Origin of the sequence: Massilia sp. MP_M2, assembly GCF_039123635.1 — a bacterium.
Taxonomy (GTDB): domain Bacteria; phylum Pseudomonadota; class Gammaproteobacteria; order Burkholderiales; family Burkholderiaceae_D; genus Telluria.
This window is the reverse complement of the sequence record NZ_JBCHJF010000006.1, coordinates 255,244-274,235: the sequence shown is the minus strand read 5'-3', so window position 1 is coordinate 274,235 and position 18,992 is coordinate 255,244. Positions and strand designations below refer to the sequence as shown.

Annotated in this window: 15 protein-coding genes; 5 read left to right on the top strand and 10 right to left on the bottom strand. The window is 65.3% G+C overall.

The genetic code is table 11. From position 1 onward, the window contains the following. Positions 1-6 precede the first annotated feature (6 nt). Positions 7-1,410 carry an ATP-binding protein gene (locus RCH14_RS15190; RefSeq protein WP_343026933.1) on the top strand — a complete coding sequence of 468 codons (1,404 nt, stop codon included), beginning with the start codon at positions 7-9 and terminating at the stop codon, positions 1,408-1,410. On the opposite strand, the gene RCH14_RS15185 is transcribed toward RCH14_RS15190, so the two are convergent. After that, positions 1,349-5,842: an AAA domain-containing protein gene (locus tag RCH14_RS15185; protein ID WP_343026932.1), complete on the bottom strand. Its 4,494-nt coding sequence runs from the start codon at positions 5,840-5,842 to the stop codon at positions 1,349-1,351. The genes RCH14_RS15190 and RCH14_RS15185 overlap by 62 nt on opposite strands. 112 nt (positions 5,843-5,954) lie before the next feature. Between RCH14_RS15185 and RCH14_RS15180 the strand changes: the two genes are divergently transcribed. Continuing rightward, positions 5,955-6,350 carry a hypothetical protein gene (locus RCH14_RS15180; RefSeq protein WP_343026931.1) on the top strand — a complete coding sequence of 132 codons (396 nt, stop codon included), beginning with the start codon at positions 5,955-5,957 and terminating at the stop codon, positions 6,348-6,350. A gap of 86 nt (positions 6,351-6,436) precedes the next feature. After that, entirely contained in the window at positions 6,437-8,008 is a 1,572-nt protein-coding gene (locus RCH14_RS15175) for a TerC family protein (protein WP_343026930.1), read from the top strand. A gap of 3 nt (positions 8,009-8,011) precedes the next feature. Here the strand turns inward: RCH14_RS15175 and RCH14_RS15170 are convergent, their stop codons facing one another. The 4 genes from RCH14_RS15170 to RCH14_RS15155 all read right to left on the bottom strand — a co-directional run bounded on the left by RCH14_RS15170 (position 8,012) and on the right by RCH14_RS15155 (position 11,670). Beyond that, positions 8,012-8,596: a TadE/TadG family type IV pilus assembly protein gene (locus RCH14_RS15170; RefSeq protein WP_343026929.1), complete on the bottom strand. Its 585-nt coding sequence runs from the start codon at positions 8,594-8,596 to the stop codon at positions 8,012-8,014. 14 nt (positions 8,597-8,610) lie between these two features. Then, on the bottom strand, positions 8,611-10,098 hold the full coding sequence (locus RCH14_RS15165; protein ID WP_343026928.1) for a pilus assembly protein TadG-related protein: 1,488 nt from the start codon (positions 10,096-10,098) through the stop codon (positions 8,611-8,613). Then, the gene (locus RCH14_RS15160; RefSeq protein WP_343026927.1) at positions 10,085-10,561 is read right to left on the bottom strand and encodes a TadE/TadG family type IV pilus assembly protein; all 477 of its coding nucleotides are present in this window, start codon (positions 10,559-10,561) and stop codon (positions 10,085-10,087) included. Before RCH14_RS15160 ends, RCH14_RS15165 begins: the two co-directional genes overlap by 14 nt. 101 nt (positions 10,562-10,662) lie before the next feature. Continuing rightward, positions 10,663-11,670: a DUF4105 domain-containing protein gene (locus RCH14_RS15155; RefSeq protein ID WP_407070082.1), complete on the bottom strand. Its 1,008-nt coding sequence runs from the start codon at positions 11,668-11,670 to the stop codon at positions 10,663-10,665. Between the two features lie 107 nt (positions 11,671-11,777). On the opposite strand from RCH14_RS15155, the gene RCH14_RS15150 reads away from it, so the two are divergent. Beyond that, the gene (locus RCH14_RS15150; protein ID WP_343026925.1) at positions 11,778-13,124 is read left to right on the top strand and encodes an MBL fold metallo-hydrolase; all 1,347 of its coding nucleotides are present in this window, start codon (positions 11,778-11,780) and stop codon (positions 13,122-13,124) included. 6 nt (positions 13,125-13,130) lie between these two features. On the opposite strand, the gene RCH14_RS15145 is transcribed toward RCH14_RS15150, so the two are convergent. The 5 genes from RCH14_RS15145 to RCH14_RS15125 form a co-directional block, all read right to left on the bottom strand. After that, the gene (locus RCH14_RS15145; protein ID WP_343026924.1) at positions 13,131-13,862 is read right to left on the bottom strand and encodes a hypothetical protein; all 732 of its coding nucleotides are present in this window, start codon (positions 13,860-13,862) and stop codon (positions 13,131-13,133) included. 61 nt (positions 13,863-13,923) lie between these two features. Then, a complete protein-coding gene (locus tag RCH14_RS15140) occupies positions 13,924-14,610 on the bottom strand; it encodes a trimeric intracellular cation channel family protein (RefSeq protein ID WP_343026923.1) in 687 nt (228 codons plus the stop codon). Between the two features lie 88 nt (positions 14,611-14,698). Next, entirely contained in the window at positions 14,699-16,048 is a 1,350-nt protein-coding gene (locus RCH14_RS15135; RefSeq protein WP_343026922.1) for a TadE/TadG family type IV pilus assembly protein, read from the bottom strand. A gap of 1 nt (position 16,049) precedes the next feature. Further along, entirely contained in the window at positions 16,050-16,682 is a 633-nt protein-coding gene (locus RCH14_RS15130; protein ID WP_343026921.1) for a TadE/TadG family type IV pilus assembly protein, read from the bottom strand. Then, positions 16,682-17,146: a TadE/TadG family type IV pilus assembly protein gene (locus tag RCH14_RS15125; protein WP_343026920.1), complete on the bottom strand. Its 465-nt coding sequence runs from the start codon at positions 17,144-17,146 to the stop codon at positions 16,682-16,684. Before RCH14_RS15125 ends, RCH14_RS15130 begins: the two co-directional genes overlap by 1 nt. Before the next feature lie 142 nt (positions 17,147-17,288). On the opposite strand from RCH14_RS15125, the gene RCH14_RS15120 reads away from it, so the two are divergent. Continuing rightward, positions 17,289-18,986, top strand: coding sequence for a histidine kinase (locus tag RCH14_RS15120; protein ID WP_343026919.1), 1,698 nt, complete (start codon positions 17,289-17,291; stop codon positions 18,984-18,986). Positions 18,987-18,992 lie beyond the last annotated feature (6 nt).

The window sequence follows — 18,992 nt, the reverse complement described above, 5'->3', positions numbered from 1 at the left end:
GGCCACATGAGCGACCCCATGACTGGCCGCATGAGTGGGCGCCGCTATTCGATCCGCCGGCGCCTGATCACGCGCACGATGGCGTGCATGCTCCTGGTCCTGGGGGGCATCTCGCTGGCCGCCCACTGGTTCGCCGGTCACGAGTCCGAAGAATTCTTCAGCGCACGCTTCGCCAGTTCGGCGCGTGTGCTCGAAACGCTGGCCGCTCACCAGCTCGAGACTGCCACCATCGCAACCCCGATCGTGATTCCGATTCCCCAGGGGCTTGGGTATTCGGGCGGTGCGACGCCGTATGGCCACCCGTACGAACACAAGATCGCCTTCCAGGTCTGGAACGCCGAAGGGCGCCTGCTGGCCCGCTCGGCGTCGGCGCCGGAAGCGCCGCTCGGCCCCCTGGCGGCAGGCTTTACCAGAAAGTTGCTGGGCGAGACGCTATGGCAGGTGTTCGCGCTGCAATCGGGCCATGTGTGGGTGGTGGTGGCCGAGAAGGACGAGGTACGCGAAGAGATGGTCGAGCAGCTCGGCGCGTCGGTGCTGGCGCCGGTCATCATCGGCGGCATCCTGCTGCTGGTGGCGGTCAACCTGGTGCTAGCGACCAATCTGGCGCCGCTGCGTACGCTGGCCGACGCCATTGCGCGGCGCGAGCCCGAATCGCTCGCGCCCGTCGAGCTAACCGACCTGCCACGCGAATTGTCGCCGGTGGTCGATGAACTCAACAGCCTGTTGCAGCGCGTGGCCGCAGCCTTCGAGCGCGAACAGCAATTCATCGACGCAGCGGCGCACGAGATCCGCACGCCGATCGCGGCGGTACAGTTGCACGTGCAGAATGCACTGCGCGCGGCCAATCAGGCCGAGTGCGACGCGTCGCTTGGCGAGGCGGTCGGCGCGCTCGAGCGCACGACGCAGCTGGCCGAACAGCTGCTCACTTTCAGCCGGCTTGCTTCCGGGACCGACATGCAGCTGCAGCGCCAGGTCTCGCTGACGGAAGTCTGCCACGACGTGATGGCGCTGCAGGAACCCTTGCTCGACCGGCGTGGTCAGTCGCTCGGCTTGTCTGCCTTGCACGATTGCAGCGTGCAAGGCGATCCGTACCGGCTCCAGCAACTGCTGCGCAACCTGATCGAGAACGCATCGCGGCACGGCCTGGCGCGCGGCGATATCGACGTGGCCATCGATTGCGCCAACGGCCAATGCGTGCTGCGGGTGTCGAACGATGGCGACCCGGTGCCGGACGAAGAAACGGAAAACGTATTCCGCCCCTATTACCGGCTACGCCCGGGTGGCAAGTCGGGCGCTGGCCTGGGCCTGAGCATCGTGCGCCAGATCGCCGGCCAGCACGGGGCCGCGGTCACGATTGGCCGAAAACCGGATGGTCAGGGCTGTGTGGTGACGGTGGCGTTTCCTCGTTAAGCGCGTCACGCCCCCATTCGCGATATTCCACCAGCAGCGGCGTGCGCGCCAGTGCCCCGAGCGGCTCGATCCCCATCGCCGCCAGGCGCGCCAGCAGCTCGGCCAGGATCGTCGCACGCTGCAGCGACCAGGTCGAGGCGAAGCAGCGCCAGAAGGTCCAGCCGGCGCGTTCGAGCACGCGCTGGCGGCCCATGTCGGCCTGCCACCGGTCCGGTCCATGGAAGTCGTCGCCATCGAGTTCGATCGCCAGGCGGCGGTCGTGCGCACCTTCGACCACCATGTCGATGCGGTAGCCAGCAGCGGGCACCTGCGGAATGACGCGGTAGCCGCGCTCGAACAATTCGGTATACACGTCGCGCTCGAAGCCCGATTCGCACAGGTCGATCAGGCTCGTTGCTTCTTCATTGGCGTCAAGCGGTTTGGCGAAGTGCTCGACCAGCGTGCGGCGCAAATCGAGCGTTGACAGTTCTTCGAGCTGCACTGAACGCACGAGGTACATGCGGTCGCGCGCGCGCGAGGCAGCAACATTGAAGCGCTGGTCGAACTGCACGCCGGACAGCGCGTGGTGCTGCTTGCTGTCAGCGACCATCGACAGGAACATGATATCGCGCTCGCTGCCCTGGAACAGGCGCGCGTCGCCGCAGGCGAAGTTGCGCCGTACCAGTTCGGCCATGTCGCAGCGCGAGCGCACCATCTTGTCGATCAGCTGCGCCTGTTCGGGGCCCAGCAGCGACACCACGCCCAGCGTGCGCCCGGCATAAGCCGGATCGCGCAGGATGGCGTCGATCTCGGCGACGATGAATTCAGCCTCGGGGCGATTCAACCCTTTGTTCTCGCGGTAGCCGTTGGCCACGAACACGTCGATCAGCGGCGGGTCGAGCCGTTCGGACGCCGTCGGAATGCGCAGCGGCTGGATGAAGCCCTTGTAGAAAACGCGGTTGCTGTAGGCGATGATCGGCGCGACACTGCGAAAGTGCTCGCGCAGCATGACCTTCGAGGCGGCAAACACGGTCGAGGCGATGTCGTACAGCGACATGTCGGCCGTGAGCACCGCTTCGAACGGCTGGCCCGCCAAAAAGCGCCGGCGCAGGTCGGTGATCTTGGCGGCCGAGACAAAGCCGGCTTCGGGCGAGACCTGGCGGTCGTCGCCAACCACCAGAATCTGCTTGCCGCGCAGAACTGCCGGCAGCGCCCACAGGTCGGACTGGCTGGCCTCGTCGACGATGACGAGGTCGAACGCGCCGAGCGTGGCCGGCAGTGTTTCCGAGACGCGTGCATGGCTCATGATCCAGCACGGCACGGCGGCCTGCGCATTGACCATCGCTTCCTGCGCATCGCGCCGGTAGCGGCCCGCATTCACGCCCGTGCCCTTGCCCAGCTTGCGCATCGACGTGCGGTAGGTTTCCAGCGCGCTCAGCACGTTCTGGCCTGCCAGGCGGCGCGTGGCCAGCCACGACGACTTTGACACCAGTTGTTCGTACAGGCGCGCCAGGCCCCGTTCGAGTTCGCGCCGACGCGCGGCCAGGCGCAGCATCTCGTCGCGGGCGTCGATGTTGTCGAGGTAGGTTTTCAGGCGTGCCCAGGTCCAGGCATCGCGCCAGCGCACCGGGAACACGGCGTCATCGCCGTGTGTGTCGACCGGGACGGTCGTCAAGCGTGTCGCCAGCCTCGCCGCGCCATGCTGCGCGACCTGCCCGGCGAAGTCGTGCACGGCGGCCAGGTCGGGCGCCAGCGCGTCGATGCGGCGCAGTTCCGCGAGCAGCGCCGCGTAGTCGGCGCTGACCGTGTCGGCGGTCAGGCCGGCCGTGCCCAGTGCCTGACCGGCAAAGTCACGCAGGTGCACGCCGACAGGACCATCGGCGCTCGCCAGCAAGCCATTCAGGGCGGCCACGGCAGTGCGGGCCTGTTCGAGACCGGCGCGCGCCAGGTGCCGTGCCAGATAGTCGCGCACGCGCAGCAGGTCGGCTTCGCGGCCCAGCAAGTCGTTCGTCGGCGGGTGGCTGAACACCGCCTGAGCCAGGCTCGGTAACTGCAGGTCGTGCGTCGTTGCCTGGAGATGCGCGGCGCGCGCCGTGAGCAGAACCTGTTCGATGGCGCGCAGTTGCGCCACGTCGGCCACCAGAACCGGTAGCGACAGATCGGGCGCGAAGGCATTCCAGCGCACGGCAAACGAGTGCAGGCGGTTCTGCAGCGCGGCGTAACGCTGGACGTGGGCCCAGTCGTCACTGGAGGCTGGCGCGAGGCCCGCGACGCGGATCGCGGCGATCTGCCCCTTGACGTCGCCGGCGCCGAACGAGAACAGGCCGAACGGCTTGCCCGTCTCGACGGCGCGGTGGATCGCTTCGATGGCTTTCGGATGCCCGAGCGCTTCGGTTGGCGCCGTGACGGGGCGTTGCATGAATTCGGCGCGTGCGCGCAATAGCGCATCCATCTCGGGCAGCAGCGCCTCGAACGCGCGGCGCTCGGTGACGAACTGCGACTGGCGCGATTTCAGGCGCAAGGCGTGCGCCCAATCGATCCCCGAGGCCTCGACCTCGGCCGCCGTGGTGATGGCGCCGGCCAGCGCGGTCTGCAAGGTCTGTGCGGCGGCAAACACGTCGGACGTCGTGGCGCGCAGCGGCGGCAGTGCGCCACTGGCTTCGTCGCGCTCGATGTCGCGCATCGCCAGCAGCGTGTCGTGCAGACGGCCGATGGCGGCAGGCGTCGGCAGGGCGTCGGCCGCAGGCAGCTGCGCATTGCAGTAGACCAGGTCAACGCCGAGCCGGCGCCGCGCCTCGCGCAATTGCATGGCCTGTGCGTCGCCGAAGGGCGGTGCGTGCTGCGGCGCCAGCGACAAGGTGTCGTCGAACCAGCCGAAACGGTCGTTGCCATCGATGACCAGTTCGGCCATCTTTTGTGCGCGCATCTCGACACCGTCGACACTGATGGCGGCCAGCTGGGCGTGCGCGATCTCGTCGATACGGGTGTCGATGGCGGCGGTTTCGGCGTGCGCGTGGTCCAGCGCAATGCGACAGGTGGCGATCGCCTCGGTCTCGACCTGCGGATTCAGGTGCGACAGCGTGTGGATGATCGCCTCGATCGACGCCTGGAACTGGCGCATGCCTTCCTTGTCGCCCGAGAGCAGGGCGACCGTGAGCGGCCGGATCGATGCGGGAATCTTCTCCTGCAAAACCTTGAGCGCCGGCTCGCCCTTGGACGTCACCAGGATGCGTTTGCCCGAGGCCAGGTAGTGGCTGATGATATTGGCGATCGTATGCGTCTTGCCGGTGCCGGGCGGGCCCTGGACCGTGACGCCGGGCGAACGCTCAAGTTGCTGGACGATGGTTTCCTGCTCGCGGTTGTACGGCAGCGGGAAATACAGTTCACGCGGCTCGCCGGCATTGACCGCGCCGCCGGACAGGCCGCGAAACGCGATCGGTTCATGCTCGAGCACCGCGCTGCCCGGCGGCGTGACAAGGCTCAGCGGCCCGGCCGGCAGCGCTTCGCTGACGTCCACCCGTTCTTTCAGGCGTGCGATGTCGTCGATTAAAAAGTGCGTCGCGCGCGGCCGGGCGAAGATCACCCAGCCATGCGTGACGACGAGGCGCGCGCCAGGGGGCGGGGCCTGCGTGGCGCCCATGTCGTAGCGGGCGTCGGCGCTGACCTGGCCGGCGATCAGCTTCAGGATCGGCTCGATCGTCTCGGGTGCGAAGGGCGAGATCGCGCTGTCGCCGCGCGCGGCAAGCAGGCTGCGCGCCGCGCGTTCGACGTCGCCGATACCTGGCACGCCGCACGCCGCGAAGGCGTCCAGTTCCAGGTGCGCGTCGAGCTGGCGGGGCCGCAGGCCGATGGCGTGCGAGGTCGGGTCGATGTCGATTTCCAGCGCCTGCGTGATGAGCGGGTAATGAAAGTCGACGGGGGACGGGGTGCCGATCTGCCACGACGACAGGCCCATGCCCCAGACCAGCTCCAGCGGGCGCGCCGCTTCTTCGGATTCGAGCCGGGCCTTGAGTGCGAACAGCTCGGCATAGAGCGAGATCACCTGGCGCCGCGGCCGTTCGCGCGCGGCCCATTCGTGCCACGGCGCCTGATACGCGGCCAGCGCGTGGGTAGCAGCGGCGCGGGCGGGATCGTCGCCGGCCACGCCGGCGCTTGCCGCCTCGGCGAGCGCCGGCGGATTGCCGGACGGATCGGCACCGATCACCAGATAGGGCGCCAGCGCCGGATCGGCCAGCAGGGGGGGCGACGTCGCTTCGAGCCGGTGCACGCGCAGCCACAGGTCATCCTGCTCGGTCTCGACGTTAAACTCGATCCAGGGCAGCGTTGACAGGTCGGCAAAGGTTTTCTTGAATTCGGTGACTTTCGCGAGCGTGAACGCGGAAGGATCTATGTCTTTGGCCTGCTCGACCAGATAGTCGAGCAGAGCGCTCATGCGCTGGGCAGATGTGTGCATCGGGTGCTTCCCGGCGGGGCCGGTGGGTAAGGTGGCGGCCATTGTACAAGAGGCCCGCCGTGCGTGCGGCGCGTGCGGCGCGCGCGGATCGCGTGCGCGGGACCATGGTAGAATGATCGCGTCGTGGACTTCTTTGCCGTATATGAGACGAGTATTCGTCATCTGCCTGATCCTGCTGCTCCCCCTGAACATGTTTGCCCTGGCCATGGCCGCATCCGCGATGCTGCCGTCCGAGCCGGCGCAGCGCGTCACAGCATCCGAACCGCTCGTTGTGCTGACCTCCGCGCCGGTTTTCGCCGACGCGTACCTGCCCGACAACCATGATTGCCAGGCCAGTTGCGACATCGATCCCGATGAGCCGCCGGCCGGTGCCGACGTGCACGACTCCGTCAACGAAGACCTGTCCCTGCGCCTTGCCGATATCCGCGGCGGCGTTCTGGCACCCCCATCCCTGTCTCGCCCCAGCCAGTCCTGGCACCCCCTGCTCAAGCCTCCCCGCATCGTGTAACGCCTGCCTGTGCCGCCTCTGCGGCATGCCTTCGCTGCGTTGTTGGCAGCGCTACGTTCACACTGATTCAAACAAAAGGTACTACCATGGAATGGCTCTTCGACCCCACCATCTGGGCGGGTCTGCTCACACTCGTTGTCCTGGAAATCGTCCTGGGCATTGATAACCTGATTTTCATCGCCATCCTGGCGGACAAACTGCCGCCGCACCAGCGCGACAAGGCGCGCCTGATCGGCCTCACACTGGCGATGTTGATGCGCCTTGGCCTGCTCACCATCGTGTCATGGCTCGTCACGCTGACGGCGCCGCTGTTTTCGCTCGGGTCGATGGCATTTTCCGGCCGCGATCTGATCCTGCTGCTGGGTGGCGTGTTCCTGCTGTTCAAGGCCACCGTCGAACTGCATGAGCGCATGGAAGGCGTCACGCACATACAGACCCAGTCGCGGGTGTATGCGGGCTTCGGCGCCGTGGTCGCGCAGATCGTCGTGCTCGACGCCGTGTTCTCGCTCGATGCGGTCATCACCGCCGTCGGCATGGTCGATAACCTGTACGTGATGATGGCTGCGGTGATCATCTCGATCGGCGTCATGATCCTGGCTTCCAAGCCGCTGACGCGCTTCGTCAATGCGCATCCGACCGTCGTCGTGCTGTGCCTGAGCTTCCTGTTGATGATCGGCCTGTCGCTGGTTGCCGAAGGTCTGGGCTTTCATATCCCGAAAGGCTATCTGTACGCTGCCATCGGTTTCTCGATCCTGATCGAGGCGCTGAACCAGTTCGCGCGCCGTAACTTCCTCAAGCAGGAAGCGCGCGTCCCGCTGCGCGATCGCACCGCTGATTCGGTGCTGCGCCTGATGGGTGGCAAGAAGCGTGCACACGTGGATGCCGATGCTGAACCGCAGGATGAACCGGTCGCCGAGCCTGACGCATTCGGCGTGGAAGAACGCAATATGGTCAGCGGTGTGCTGGCGCTGGCTGACCGCTCGATCCGCTCGATCATGACGCCGCGCTCGGAACTCACGTGGGTCAACCTGGACGACGCGGCCGACACGATCCTGCGCCAGTTGCAGGCGTCGCCGCACAGTGGCATGCCGGTCGGTCGCGGCCAGCTGGACCAGTTGGTGGGCATTGCGCGCACCAAGGACCTGGTCAGTGCACTGATGCTGCACGGGCAGATCGACGTATCGCCTGACGCCGGCGTCGTGCGCACGCCCATCCTGCTGCCCGACACGGCCGGCGTGCTGGGCGCGATGGATACCCTCAAGCGCGCGCACGGCCAGCTGGTGCTGGTGACGGACGAATTCGGGATCGTCCAGGGTCTGCTCACACCCGTGGACATCCTGGAGGCAATCGCCGGCGAATTCCCGGACGAGGACGAGCAACTGGCGATCCGGCCGCAAGGCCCGGATGTCTGGGAAGCCGATGGCGCGGCCGATCTGCACCAGCTGGAACAGGTGCTCGAGACCGATGCACTCGTGGGGGACGATGACTACACGTCGCTGGCCGGCTTCCTGCTGGCGCGTTTCGAGTCGATGCCCGTCCCTGGCCAGAGCGTCGAACTTGATGGCTGGCGCTATGAAGTCGTCGCAGTGGAGGATCGCCGCATCGCGAAGGTCGCGATTTCCCGTGCGGCGGATGCCACATCGGCCGACATCCTCTAAGCGCTATCCGCCGCCCGCCGTGCCTGGCACGCCAGGCGGCATGCCCAGGGTTTCTGCCCGGGCGATGGTGGTGGCGGTGGGCAAGGCGAACGAAAAAGGGACGAACGACGTGATGCTCTGGTACGGCACGGGGTCACAGACATCGCTGGCGCCCCCGGGCAGGCAGATTCTTACCCTGACCAGCTGGATGCAGTTCGCCGCATTGGGATTGGACGTGCAGTTGATCCGGTTTTGCTGCGGACTTGCCGGCAAGGTTGCCCCCAGCGAGACGGGATTGGCCGTGGCTGGAATGTGCAGGTAATCGATCTTGACGTGCGCGTCGGAGATCGGCTCGGCAAAGACCAGCATGCCGGGGGTGGTGCGAAACACCGCTTGCCTGCGCACGCGTTCCATCGCGGCGGCATCGGAGAAGTCGGTGTTGACGGCCAGGGCGGTTGCGCGCCGCGTCACTTCCTGCAGGATATTGCAGATATAGAGCGCCCGGAGGATGTCGACGATGCCGAAAAAGAGCATGAAAAAAATCACGGCAACCACCGCAAATTCGACTGCGGCGACACCACGTTGCCGCGTTGGCGTTTGACGCGTCATGGTCCATCCATCCATCAGGGGTATAGAACGATGCGGGTGCCCAGGGACTGCTCGGTCGCCAGGCCGGCAAACTCGCCGTACAAGGCGTTGTTCTTGGCGGGAACGGTCATGAAGAATCTGCCGATCCCAAGCACGATGGCTTCGCTGCCACTGACTGGGCAGGCGAGCAGCGGCAGGTGCAGGACGCGGCGGTTGGGCAGACTCTTGTTACTCGCCGGTGGCCCTTTGTAAAATTGGGTACCGGACGTGTACGAATAGGGCGTCGGCGTCTGCGCGCTGGCAGGATAAGGCGTGCTGGCCGACGTGGTCGGCTGACCTGGCGTGTACAGGGTGCCCCACGCGGTGACGCCATACGTCGGATAGCCGGCTACCGGCTCCGGCGAGCCCGCACTGACATACGATGCATAAGGGACCGCCTTTGCGTACGACCAGAGCGGACCGAATTGCACGGCCAGGGTGCCAGTGGGCGCCGTATCGGGGCCGGCAACCGTCCAGCGGCGCGCGGGTGTCTCCAGCAGCGCAGCCGACTGCTGCGCCGGCGTTGCGCCCATCCAGGGGACGCCGCCGTTGGCGGTGAACTCCTTGATATTGACGTCGGCGGGCGCCGTGCGGGGATCGCACGCGGTGGTCGTTGTCCCGTAGATGCCGAAGCGCGAATTGAGTTGCTGCCAGAGCTGGTCGATCGGGAACGACGCCGACACCTTGACCGTGCCACCGGACAGCCGCGACATGGCCATCGTACCGGTACAAACAAATGGCGCCAGCGTCGCTATGTCGGTGATGGGCGTGGCCCGCGCAACCGGATTGACGATGAAGGTCTGGCCAGCATCGGCGCCGGGCAGGTTCAGGTCCAGCAGGTTGTAGCCCACGCCGCGGCGAAAGCCAAATTCTTCCAGTTCACCCTCGTGGTTGCGGTGTGACTCCTCACGCATGGCGCAGATGCCAAGGGGGGTGACCTTGATGGCAGAGCGGCCGGCGATGGCGCGGGCACTGGTGAAGGCGTCAAGCGTGTCTGTAAATGTCGAGAGGAACAGGGTCGCGACGCGACCATACTCGTTGTCGAGCCCCGCAGTATCGATTTGCACGTACAGCAGGTCGTCCGGGTTTGTCATGGCCTCACCTGCCGAGCGCCATGGGCCGCCCGGGCTGCTGCCAAATGCGATGGCGGCGTCGGACCAGGTCATCGTGGCCTTGCCGTAGGCATAGGTAAGCCGGTCGGCATCCCCGGTAAAGCGGCTCGAGGCCTGTTGCAGCGCCCCCGCGATGCCGGCCGGGGTGCCTTTGAGTTCGTGCGCTGCTGCCAATGCAACGGTATCCGCCACATTCTGAAGTTCGACTTTGCGGTGCACCAGAAGGGCCAGATCGATGGCCAGCGCGAGAAAACCGAGGATGATGGTCAAGGCGGCAACGAACATCACGCTGATCGAGCCGGTCTGTTTGGCGCCGTGTGGTGCATCTTGCCGGCACCGGCGCGTGGGACAAGCTTGGTCACTGATCGACATAGCGCATCGTGACGTCGCTGTTCATCGTCATATCGGCAGACCCCAGGTAGTCCATCGTCAGGCCGCCGAGTAGATGATCGTGCAAGGTGATTTTAATACCGGCACGAACCTTGTTCGGTGTCAGCGCACTGCAACCGTCGCCGTCACATAGGATCGTGATGACAATGCTATCGGTAAACGGCACGATTTCGCCCAGTTCCTGTTGGGCAATCCAGCGCGCGATCGCGGGGACGCGCGCTTCGTTGAAGCCACCGCCGCCGGTGCGCAGTTCGGCCTGCGTCGCGGTCGCCATATAGCGCGTCGCATCGTGCGCCGCTTTCTGCCCCACGCTGTAAAACCATGCGGCGCGCGCCATGTAGAGCGGCCCGGCCAGCAGGATCAGGAACAGCGGAAGGATCAGCGCCATCTCGACCGCGATGCTGCCTTTCACCGGGTTGTTCAATCGCTTGTAGCGCGCAGTCATGGCTGTCTCCCTTGTCGCGTTCGACCATGGCCGATACTAGTGGAAGCCCCCGGGCTTGATTTGACTTACGGCAACTTTTGCGAGAACCGGCGCGCTGGCTCTCAGCGAATGCCGGGTACGCCGACGCGGATCGCGCGCGAAAAATCGCTGCCGTCGATATCGGACTGGCGCGCTCTCGCATTGATGTGGCCGCGCTGCTGCAGCGCTGCGTACGGCACGCCCGGCGTCAAGGCGTTCTGGTCGTACGCATATTCGGCGAAGTGGCCCGATGCCAGCAGCCGGTAGTCGAGCGGCAGGTCGGGCGCGATGCGGTGCGCCAGTTCGTACAGGATCGTCGTGCAGTTGCTGGTGAGCGTGTTGTAGAACTCGGGCTGGCGGCGCAAGGCGTCGGCGCGCTCCAGGTAGGTGAGCAGCACGGCGCGCAGCTGCCCGGGCGTGGCGCGCAGGCGGTACAGGTAGACCTGCTCGCCGCGCGCATTGCTGCGCGTGCGGATCAGGTCGCGCTCGTCCGAGGCAATAATCACCTGTTCGAACTGGCGAAAGAAGCCGCCGATCGCCGAAAAGGTCTCGTGGCGCTCCTTGCGGATCTCGAGCGAGAACACCAGCTGTTTGCCATCCTTGAAGCCGAATGTCACCAGCGTGTGGGCGATGTGCGGGCCCATCCAGTAGGACAGGATCAGGTCGGCCGACACGATGCCTGAGAGGTCGTAGTCCCGTGTCTCCCAGCGCGGCGTGTAGTCGGTCTCGGTGCGCCAGTCGAAGTTGCGCACGTTCTCGAGCACCAGGCGATCACCGTCGATGCGCGAGACGAGCATGCGCGACACGTCGTCGGCCCACACGCGCTCGTGCGATGGTGCCAGCGACAACCACCACCCCAGCAGTACGGCCAGCGCCACGGCGCCGGTGACCAGCGCCCTGGCACCCGGCCACTTGGCCAGACCGCGCGCGATGGCGACGATGGCAGCCAGGCCGGAGAGCGACCAGAGCGCGACCGCGGCATAGGCGCCCGGCTGCGGCAGCTGGAACCACAGCGCGAGTGCGCCCCATGCGGTGACCAGCAACGCGCACACGGCAAGGATGGCGCGGGCAATGGGGCGGCTCATGAACATCTGCTACTTTCGAAACGCTGGGGTGGTGCAGTGTAGCCGTTCGGTCTGGTGACAACAAGAACCGTTCCGGAGCGCGGCCTGTAAAATGCCGCCTCCAAGGGGGACCAATGACGACGCCAGGCTTGACCATTTCGCGCATCCTGCATGCGGGTTACGTATTCGATTGTGCGGGCGCGACGATCGCGTTCGATACGATCTTCGAGAACCCGTTCAGCCGCAACTGCCATGCGTTCCCGGACGTGTGCTTCGATATCGCGGCGATCCGCCGCCAGCGTTTCGACGCCGTCTTCATCTCGCACTTCCATGATGATCACTGCTCGCTCGACAGCCTCGATCTGCTTGATCGCGCCACGCCCCTGTACATCTACTGCATCTTCGACGCATTGTGCGAGATGGTGCGCCAGCTCGGCTTCACGCACGTGCACCTGCTCCGCCTGAACGCGCCGGTCACGGTCGGCCCGTTCACCGTCACCCCGCGCGAGGCGATGGACGTCGATGTCGACTCGATGTTCCAGGTGCAGGCGGCCGGGCAGAACGTGCTCAATGTCGTCGACTCGTGGATCGACGACGACACGCTGGGGCAATTGGTCGAACTGGGGCCATGGGACATGGTGCTGTGGCCGTTTCAGACGATGCGCGAAATCGAGGTGCTCAGTCCATCGCGCGCCGTGGCGGCGCCGCCTGAACTGCCGGCCGAATGGATCGCGCAGTTGCAGGCGCTGCAACCGCGCTACGTGGTGCCCAGTTCATGCCAGTTCGTGCAGGAGCCGTGGTCATGGTACAACCGCGCATTCTTCCCGATCACCTATGCGCAGTTCACGCGCGAGGTCGGCGCGGCGCTGCCGGCGGCATCGATCGTTCGGCTCGATCCCGGCAAGTCCGTGCGGATGAAAGGCGCGGCGCTGCAGCCGGCGCCGCCCTTGGTGTGGCTTCAGCCCGTGGGCCCGCAGGATGTCGATTACGTTTATGAAGGCAATGCGGCGCCGCCATCGACAGCGTCGATCGCACGGCATTTTGCGGCCTTGAGCGATCCCCAGATGGCGCGGGTGCTGGACTACTGCCGTGCGGGTCTGGTCGCCAAATACGCCGAGGTCGAAGCAGCGTCGGATTACTTCGATGGCCCGCGCTACTGGCGGCTGTCGGTCTACGACCATCTGGGCCAGGCGCGCGTGTTCGATTATCTGCTCGATGGCGACGTGGCCACGCCCGTGACCGAGGCCGGCCCGCTCGGCTGGACAACGGAAATCCCGGCCGCCAGGCTGTATGGGGCACTCGAACAGGGCGAGTCGCTGACCACGATGTACATGCGCATCAACGATGGCTGCTTCGACGCCGATGCCGAACGTGACCTGCTCGACGTCGACGTGGTCGACGATCCGCTGATCCGCTGCCTGTTCAGCGATACCTTCGGCGCATACCAGGCGGCGCAGCTGCGCCGCCTGCTCGCGCGCTGACCCGGCCTATTTGCCCAGCAGGCGCAGCGACTGTTCCCAGTCCTCTTCCCAGTCGAGCAGGAAATCAAGGGTCTTGAACGCGCGTCGTAACGGCCCCAGTGGCACGCGGTGGAGATCATGCAGGCCAAGCGCCAGCGTCACCGGGTTCCACACCGCGTTGCGTTTCGATTTGCGCACGCTTGCCTTCACGCGCGCGCCATCGTCGCCAAAGATGCCGATGGCGTTGTCGAGCGCCGCGCCCAGATCGATGCGCGCATTCGCGGCAAAGGCTTCCAGCACCTGCGCCTTGTTGATGCCGAAGGCCGATTCGGTCGGGGCCTTCGGTTCCGGTGGCGGCGCGGCCGCTGCCGCCGCTGCGGCCAGGGCCTCGCGTTCCAGCCTGGCCACCAGTTGCGTCAGGTCCTTCTTCTGGAACCGCAGCGCATCGAGCGGACGCCTGAAGCCCGGCGCCGGCAGGTGCGCGACGATCTTGTAGGCGTCCTTGGTCATCGTCATGAGCACGTCGTCGCTGCCGGCGATCAGGCGCGCGATGTCGTCCTGGAAGAAGATCGGCGCTGCGTAACCGCCGTTGGCGTCGCCAAACAACCCGGCGTGGGCCGGGTCGTAATCGAGCCAGACATACGGCGTGACGGCATGTTCGAGCAGGCGCGCCAGGGTCCAGGGCGATGCGCTCTGTTGTTCGAGCCAGGTGCAGGCTTCAAGCAGGGTGGCACGGTAGGGCAGTTCGGTGGCGCTCATGTCAATTCAATGGGGGGCGTGGCTGGCCCCCATTGTAGTGCATGCCTTTGCCGGCTTGCGTTCAGCGGCCGTCGCGATGATGGTCACTGGCGTCTGGCGGCTCGATCCCGCGCGCCGTCGGCAGGTGCCAGCCATAGCGGATCGCGGCCAGGCGCAGGCCGAAGCACAGCGCGGCGCCAACGCAGGCCGTTGGCGTGGTCGGCCATTGCAGCGCGTCGCCGATCACCACCACCGATGCGCCGGCCAGGGCCGCGACGGCGTAGATATCCGATCGGAACACGGCCGGGACGTTCGACAGCAGCACATCGCGCGCGACGCCACCGCCGATGCCTGTCAACATGCCCAGCAGTGCGGCCATCACGGGCTCCAGCCCGAACACGAGCGCCTTTTGCGCGCCCGCCACGCAAAACAGCGCCAGGCCCGCGCCGTCGAACAACAGCACCGGATTGCGCGCGCGGTGGATGAACGGATGCCAGAAGAAGATCGTCACGCCCGCCAGCAGCGACACGCCGAGATAGCGCCAGTCCGAAAAAGCAGCGGGCGGCGTGGCGCCGATCAAGAGGTCGCGCACGATCCCGCCCGAGGTGGCGGCCACGAACGACAGCACGAGCACACCGAACAGATCGAGGTGGCGACGCACGCCGGCGGTGGCGCCGGACAGCGCAAACACAAAGGTGCCCACCAGGTCGAGCGTGAGCACCAGCGTTTTCATGGTGGCCCCCATATCGAGGGCAAGAACGGCAAACACGTGAATCCACCTTACAAGTGCTGGTGCGCACGGCACCGAAGAGGGCGATTCTAGCGCATGGCCGCGTTACTCCCGGATCAACCTGTTTTTATTTGGTGATGCGCAAGATTGCCGAGGCCAGCCGTGAGAAGCAGGGCGTCAAGTCGGCATCCGTTGCGGCGTAGCAGTACATGCCGACCGGCTGGTCGGGCTTTTGACAACGCTTGAGCGAATCGACCGTGTTGGCCATGCACTTCAAGATCATCTCGCCGTTGGTACTCGTATCAGATGTAAATGCTTCTTTCAACCCGGGACCAAAGCCAAGGGTAAAAACGTAGACACCTTCGCTTCGGGTTTTGGCAGCGATACTTTCGGCGAGATTGCGTGAAGCACGCAAAACATTGCCTTCAAAAAGCTGCGGGGTGCTGATATCGGCCGTCACGACGCGAGGTGCCGTAGTCACGATCGGAAACTCGCGCACGGATTCGGGGCGCGCGTTGTACCAGTCCGGTAACCGCCGTACTGCCGGCTGTGGTTGGTTGTTCACCATGCGCCAGGTTTTGCAGCCTTCGCTTACAAAATCGAGATCGCTGCTTTCCAAATTGCCCAGCCCGCCATCTTTCAAGATACGATCAACGGAACCTGCACGTGTGCAGTCTGTAGGCGTATTGAATGTCAGATAGGATCCAAACGACGTTGGCGCGCCATCCGAGAAAAAGACAATCACACGCATCGTTGACCGGCTGCTCAGTGGCACCGAGTTGAGTTGCTCGCGCGCCTTCCACATGCCTTCAAACGACGACGTGCCACCCTTGAAGACGTATGAATTGATCTTGCTATTCATCGATGTTCGGTCGAAGCCACGGGTGGACGTATTGATCGCTTTATCCGTTTCCACGCCGGATGCGAAGTGAATCAATGCGACGCGGTCTTGCGTGACGTTGAACTTATTGAGGAAATTTTTCGCCGATGTTCGCACGGTCGCTGCTGATCCAGAAAGCGACCCGGACGTATCCACCACCAGCGCCATATCCAGGTCATTGCGGATCGTCTGCGCCGCCGCCACCGGGTTCAGCGTCGTGAAATTCATGATCTGCATGATCGACACCGGCATTGGCGCCTCTGCCTTGACATCGATGGTCGCCTGGCCGCCGTTGAAGGTCACATTGGTGCTGATGATGCGGGGCGACGACAACAGGTAATTGTTCGGGATATTGGCGGCGAAGAAATCGGCCGCGGCCCCGCGCGCGCTGGCAATCTGCTCCGTCTGGTTGTTGCCCGTTGTGACCGCGCGCGCGCCGGCCAGCGCCGCCGAATCCACCGCCGCATTCAGACGTGCCTTGACCAGGTACGCCAGCCCGGCATCGACACACAGGCCAACGACGGCAAGCAGCACGAACATCGACACGGCCACCATGATGGCGACCGCACCGCGCTGACGGTACAGATTCGGATTCATCTCAGAATACACTCATGGAATACAGGTCGGGCCCGAACGTGGGCAGGGTGTTGTTGCCGGTGGTGAAACCGCTGACCAGCATGTCGAAGCGATAGAACGTCTCGACCACGAAGACGACTTCGCCAGGGTCGAGCTTGCCGGTCATGACCGACGTGACCGGGCGCGTGGCGCTGTTGACGCTCGAGCATTTGCCGGTGCTGCTCCAGGCGCTGCAGGCATACACCTTGCTCTTGGGCGCGTAGCCACTCCGGCGAAACCCTTGCAGGCGCTTGGCATCGTCCCAGCGGTACTGGTCCAGCACGACACTGCGCGAGACGCCATTGGTGACCTCGCCCATGACGCGGGTGATGTACATCATCCCCAGCTGGTTGACGTTCAGCGGCGGTGCGCTGGCCATCAGTGCATTGATCGTATCCTGGCTGCTGTCGTCCAGATCCACCCCGCTGCGCGACAGAATGTTCGCGCCTTCACGCGCGATATTGGTGATGATGATATTGGCTTGCAACGCACGTGCGGCGTCGATGGCGCACAGCAGCAGGACCACGAGCATCGGCAGCAGCAGGGCAAGCTCGACCGCGGCAACGCCACGCTGGCGGCGGGCCGGGCGGACCGCAGCGAATGGCATGGGCAGCATCAGAAATACTCGTTTCGCATGGTGGCGCCGACGGCAAAACTGTTCTGGCCGCCAGTAAAGAATGCCGAAAGCAGTGGCGTCGTCACCGGCCACGCGCAATTGAGTTGCAGCACCACCATCTCGCCCGCGCCGCCGAACATGGCGTTGCTGTAGCTGGTGCTTGCATAGCGCTTGCCGTTGACCGACACGACGCAGTTCGTGCGCTCGTACATGCCCAGCGAGTTGTCGCGGATTTTCGCGATGACGGTGGCGTAGCGCTGCCCGGTGCTGGTCCCGCCTTCGTTCGCGCGGCCGGTAATGGCAAAGCGCGCGCCTTCACGCACCGCGTATTGCATGGTCAGCGTGGCGAAGAACATCATGCTCATTTCGATAATCCCAACGAGGACCAGCATGAGCACGGGCGCGATGATGGCCATCTCGACGAGTGTGGTGCCAGATTGACGGTGGGGTCTTTTAAACAACATATTCGGGCAACTGTGAGGGGGTTCGGTCGTCGTATGCGATAAACTTCAGGGATTCTACAGGGCAATAATCACCCTCTGTAACCGTTTTAGCGAGGAGTCAACGCGTTTGTCGGCGCGCAACAACATGAGTTGGTACCCGGATATGCATCGTTTGATCGCCGCCGTGCGGCGCACGCCCGGCGCCGCCGCGCCATCGGCTGCTGCGCCTGAAGCAGAAGCCTGGATGGTGTTCGGCATGCGCGTGCTGCTGTCGGTGTCGGCGCTGCTGACGCTGTACATCGGCCCTGGCGGCGTGGTCGCCTCCAGCCCGTGGACCTGGCCCGTGCTCGGCGGCTACGTGCTGCACAGCCTGACACTGCTCGTCATCGCGAGCTACCGGGCCGGTTTCTGGCACGGTCCCAACGTCTACTGGATCGACATCATCTGGTACGGGCTGATCGTTCTTGTCACCGGCGGGGGCACCAGTCCGTTCTTTTCGTTCTTTCTGTTCGCGATCCTGGCCACGTCGTTTCGCCATGGGTTCGATGCCGGCGCCAAGCTGACGCTGGGCGCGGTGGGCATCGTGAGCCTGTCGGTCATGCTGGTGCAGGGCCTCCAGTCGTTTCACATCCTGCTGCTGCGCGCGACGTTCCTGCTGGCGCTGGGCTACATGATCGCGTTCTGGGGCGGCCTGTCCGTCGACCAGCGCCGCCGGCTGGCGCTGCTGCGCGACGTCAGCCGGCTGTCCAACCCGCGCTTCGGCGTGCAGCACACGCTCGATTCGCTGATGGACAAGATCCTGCGCTACTACGGCGCCAGCACCTGCACCTTGCTGATGCAGGACAGCCACCAGCGCTGGATCCTCAACACGGCCCACCATCCAAGGGTGGGACGCCCGATCAGCCGCAGCCGCCCGGACGCCGCGGACGTGCAGCCGTTGTTGGCGCTGGCATCGGGCGCGACCCTGTACCGCAGCCCCGGTCCCGGCGCCGGGCTGTTACGCCTGCTACCGGGCGGCGTGTGCGCGGTGCGGCTGGCTACCGGTGAAAAAGAGTGGTGCAAGGCGGACATGGATGCCTGCAGCCACGTGGCCGACCTGCTCGACGCCGACGGTTTCGTCAGCGCGTCGCTGCCGCTGCGCAAGGGCAGTGGGCGCATCTTCGTGACCGGCAGCCGCCTGCGGCGTAGTGACGCCACGTTCCTGAAGCACATCGTGCAGCAGGCGTTTCCCGTCATCGAAACGATCGATCTGCTCGACCGGCTGGCGTCCGAAGCGGCATTCCGCGAACGCCAGACCATCGCGCGCGACCTGCACGACAGCACGATCCAGCCGTATATTGGCCTGCGTCACGCCGTGGCGGCGATCCGCACCAGCGCCGGCGAAGACAGCGCGGTGGCGCCCGAACTCGACCGCCTGCTGGCCATGTGCTCGGACGTGATCGGCGACATGCGCGACTTCGCCCAGCGCTTTCGCAGCGGGCGTCAAGAGGAGCCCGAACTGCTGGTGGCGCTGCGCCGCCGGTTGCGCCAGGTCCAGACCTTCTATGGCTTGGACGTGATGCTCGAGGTGCAGGGTGAGGGGGTGGCCAATGACCGCATGGCGGCGGAGGTATTCCAGATCGTCAGCGAAGGCATCAGCAATATCTGCAAGCACACGCGGGCGCGCACGGCCGGCGTCGTGATCGAGGACGACGCCGGCCAGCTGGCGATCGATATCTTCAACCCGGTGTCCGATGGCGCCCCGGCGCCGAAACCCTTCGTGCCGCGCTCGATCGCCGAGCGCGTAGCGGCGGTGGGCGGTACGCTGGGCGTCGAAGCGGATGGGCGCCAGACGCTGCTGCGCATCCGCATCCCGGTCTAGCACCGG

Bases quoted from the DNA above. Each gene is read 5' to 3' on its own strand.
- RCH14_RS15190 (WP_343026933.1), top strand. From the start codon at position 7: ATGAGCGACCCCATGACTGGCCGCATGAGTGGGCGCCGCTATTCGATC.
- RCH14_RS15185 (WP_343026932.1), bottom strand. From the start codon at position 5,842: ATGCACACATCTGCCCAGCGCATGAGCGCTCTGCTCGACTATCTGGTC.
- RCH14_RS15180 (WP_343026931.1), top strand. From the start codon at position 5,955: ATGATCGCGTCGTGGACTTCTTTGCCGTATATGAGACGAGTATTCGTC.
- RCH14_RS15175 (WP_343026930.1), top strand. From the start codon at position 6,437: ATGGAATGGCTCTTCGACCCCACCATCTGGGCGGGTCTGCTCACACTC.
- RCH14_RS15170 (WP_343026929.1), bottom strand. From the start codon at position 8,596: ATGACGCGTCAAACGCCAACGCGGCAACGTGGTGTCGCCGCAGTCGAA.
- RCH14_RS15165 (WP_343026928.1), bottom strand. From the start codon at position 10,098: ATGTCGATCAGTGACCAAGCTTGTCCCACGCGCCGGTGCCGGCAAGAT.
- RCH14_RS15160 (WP_343026927.1), bottom strand. From the start codon at position 10,561: ATGACTGCGCGCTACAAGCGATTGAACAACCCGGTGAAAGGCAGCATC.
- RCH14_RS15155 (WP_407070082.1), bottom strand. From the start codon at position 11,670: ATGTTCATGAGCCGCCCCATTGCCCGCGCCATCCTTGCCGTGTGCGCG.
- RCH14_RS15150 (WP_343026925.1), top strand. From the start codon at position 11,778: ATGACGACGCCAGGCTTGACCATTTCGCGCATCCTGCATGCGGGTTAC.
- RCH14_RS15145 (WP_343026924.1), bottom strand. From the start codon at position 13,862: ATGAGCGCCACCGAACTGCCCTACCGTGCCACCCTGCTTGAAGCCTGC.
- RCH14_RS15135 (WP_343026922.1), bottom strand. From the start codon at position 16,048: ATGAATCCGAATCTGTACCGTCAGCGCGGTGCGGTCGCCATCATGGTG.
- RCH14_RS15130 (WP_343026921.1), bottom strand. From the start codon at position 16,682: ATGCTGCCCATGCCATTCGCTGCGGTCCGCCCGGCCCGCCGCCAGCGT.
- RCH14_RS15125 (WP_343026920.1), bottom strand. From the start codon at position 17,146: ATGTTGTTTAAAAGACCCCACCGTCAATCTGGCACCACACTCGTCGAG.
- RCH14_RS15120 (WP_343026919.1), top strand. From the start codon at position 17,289: ATGCATCGTTTGATCGCCGCCGTGCGGCGCACGCCCGGCGCCGCCGCG.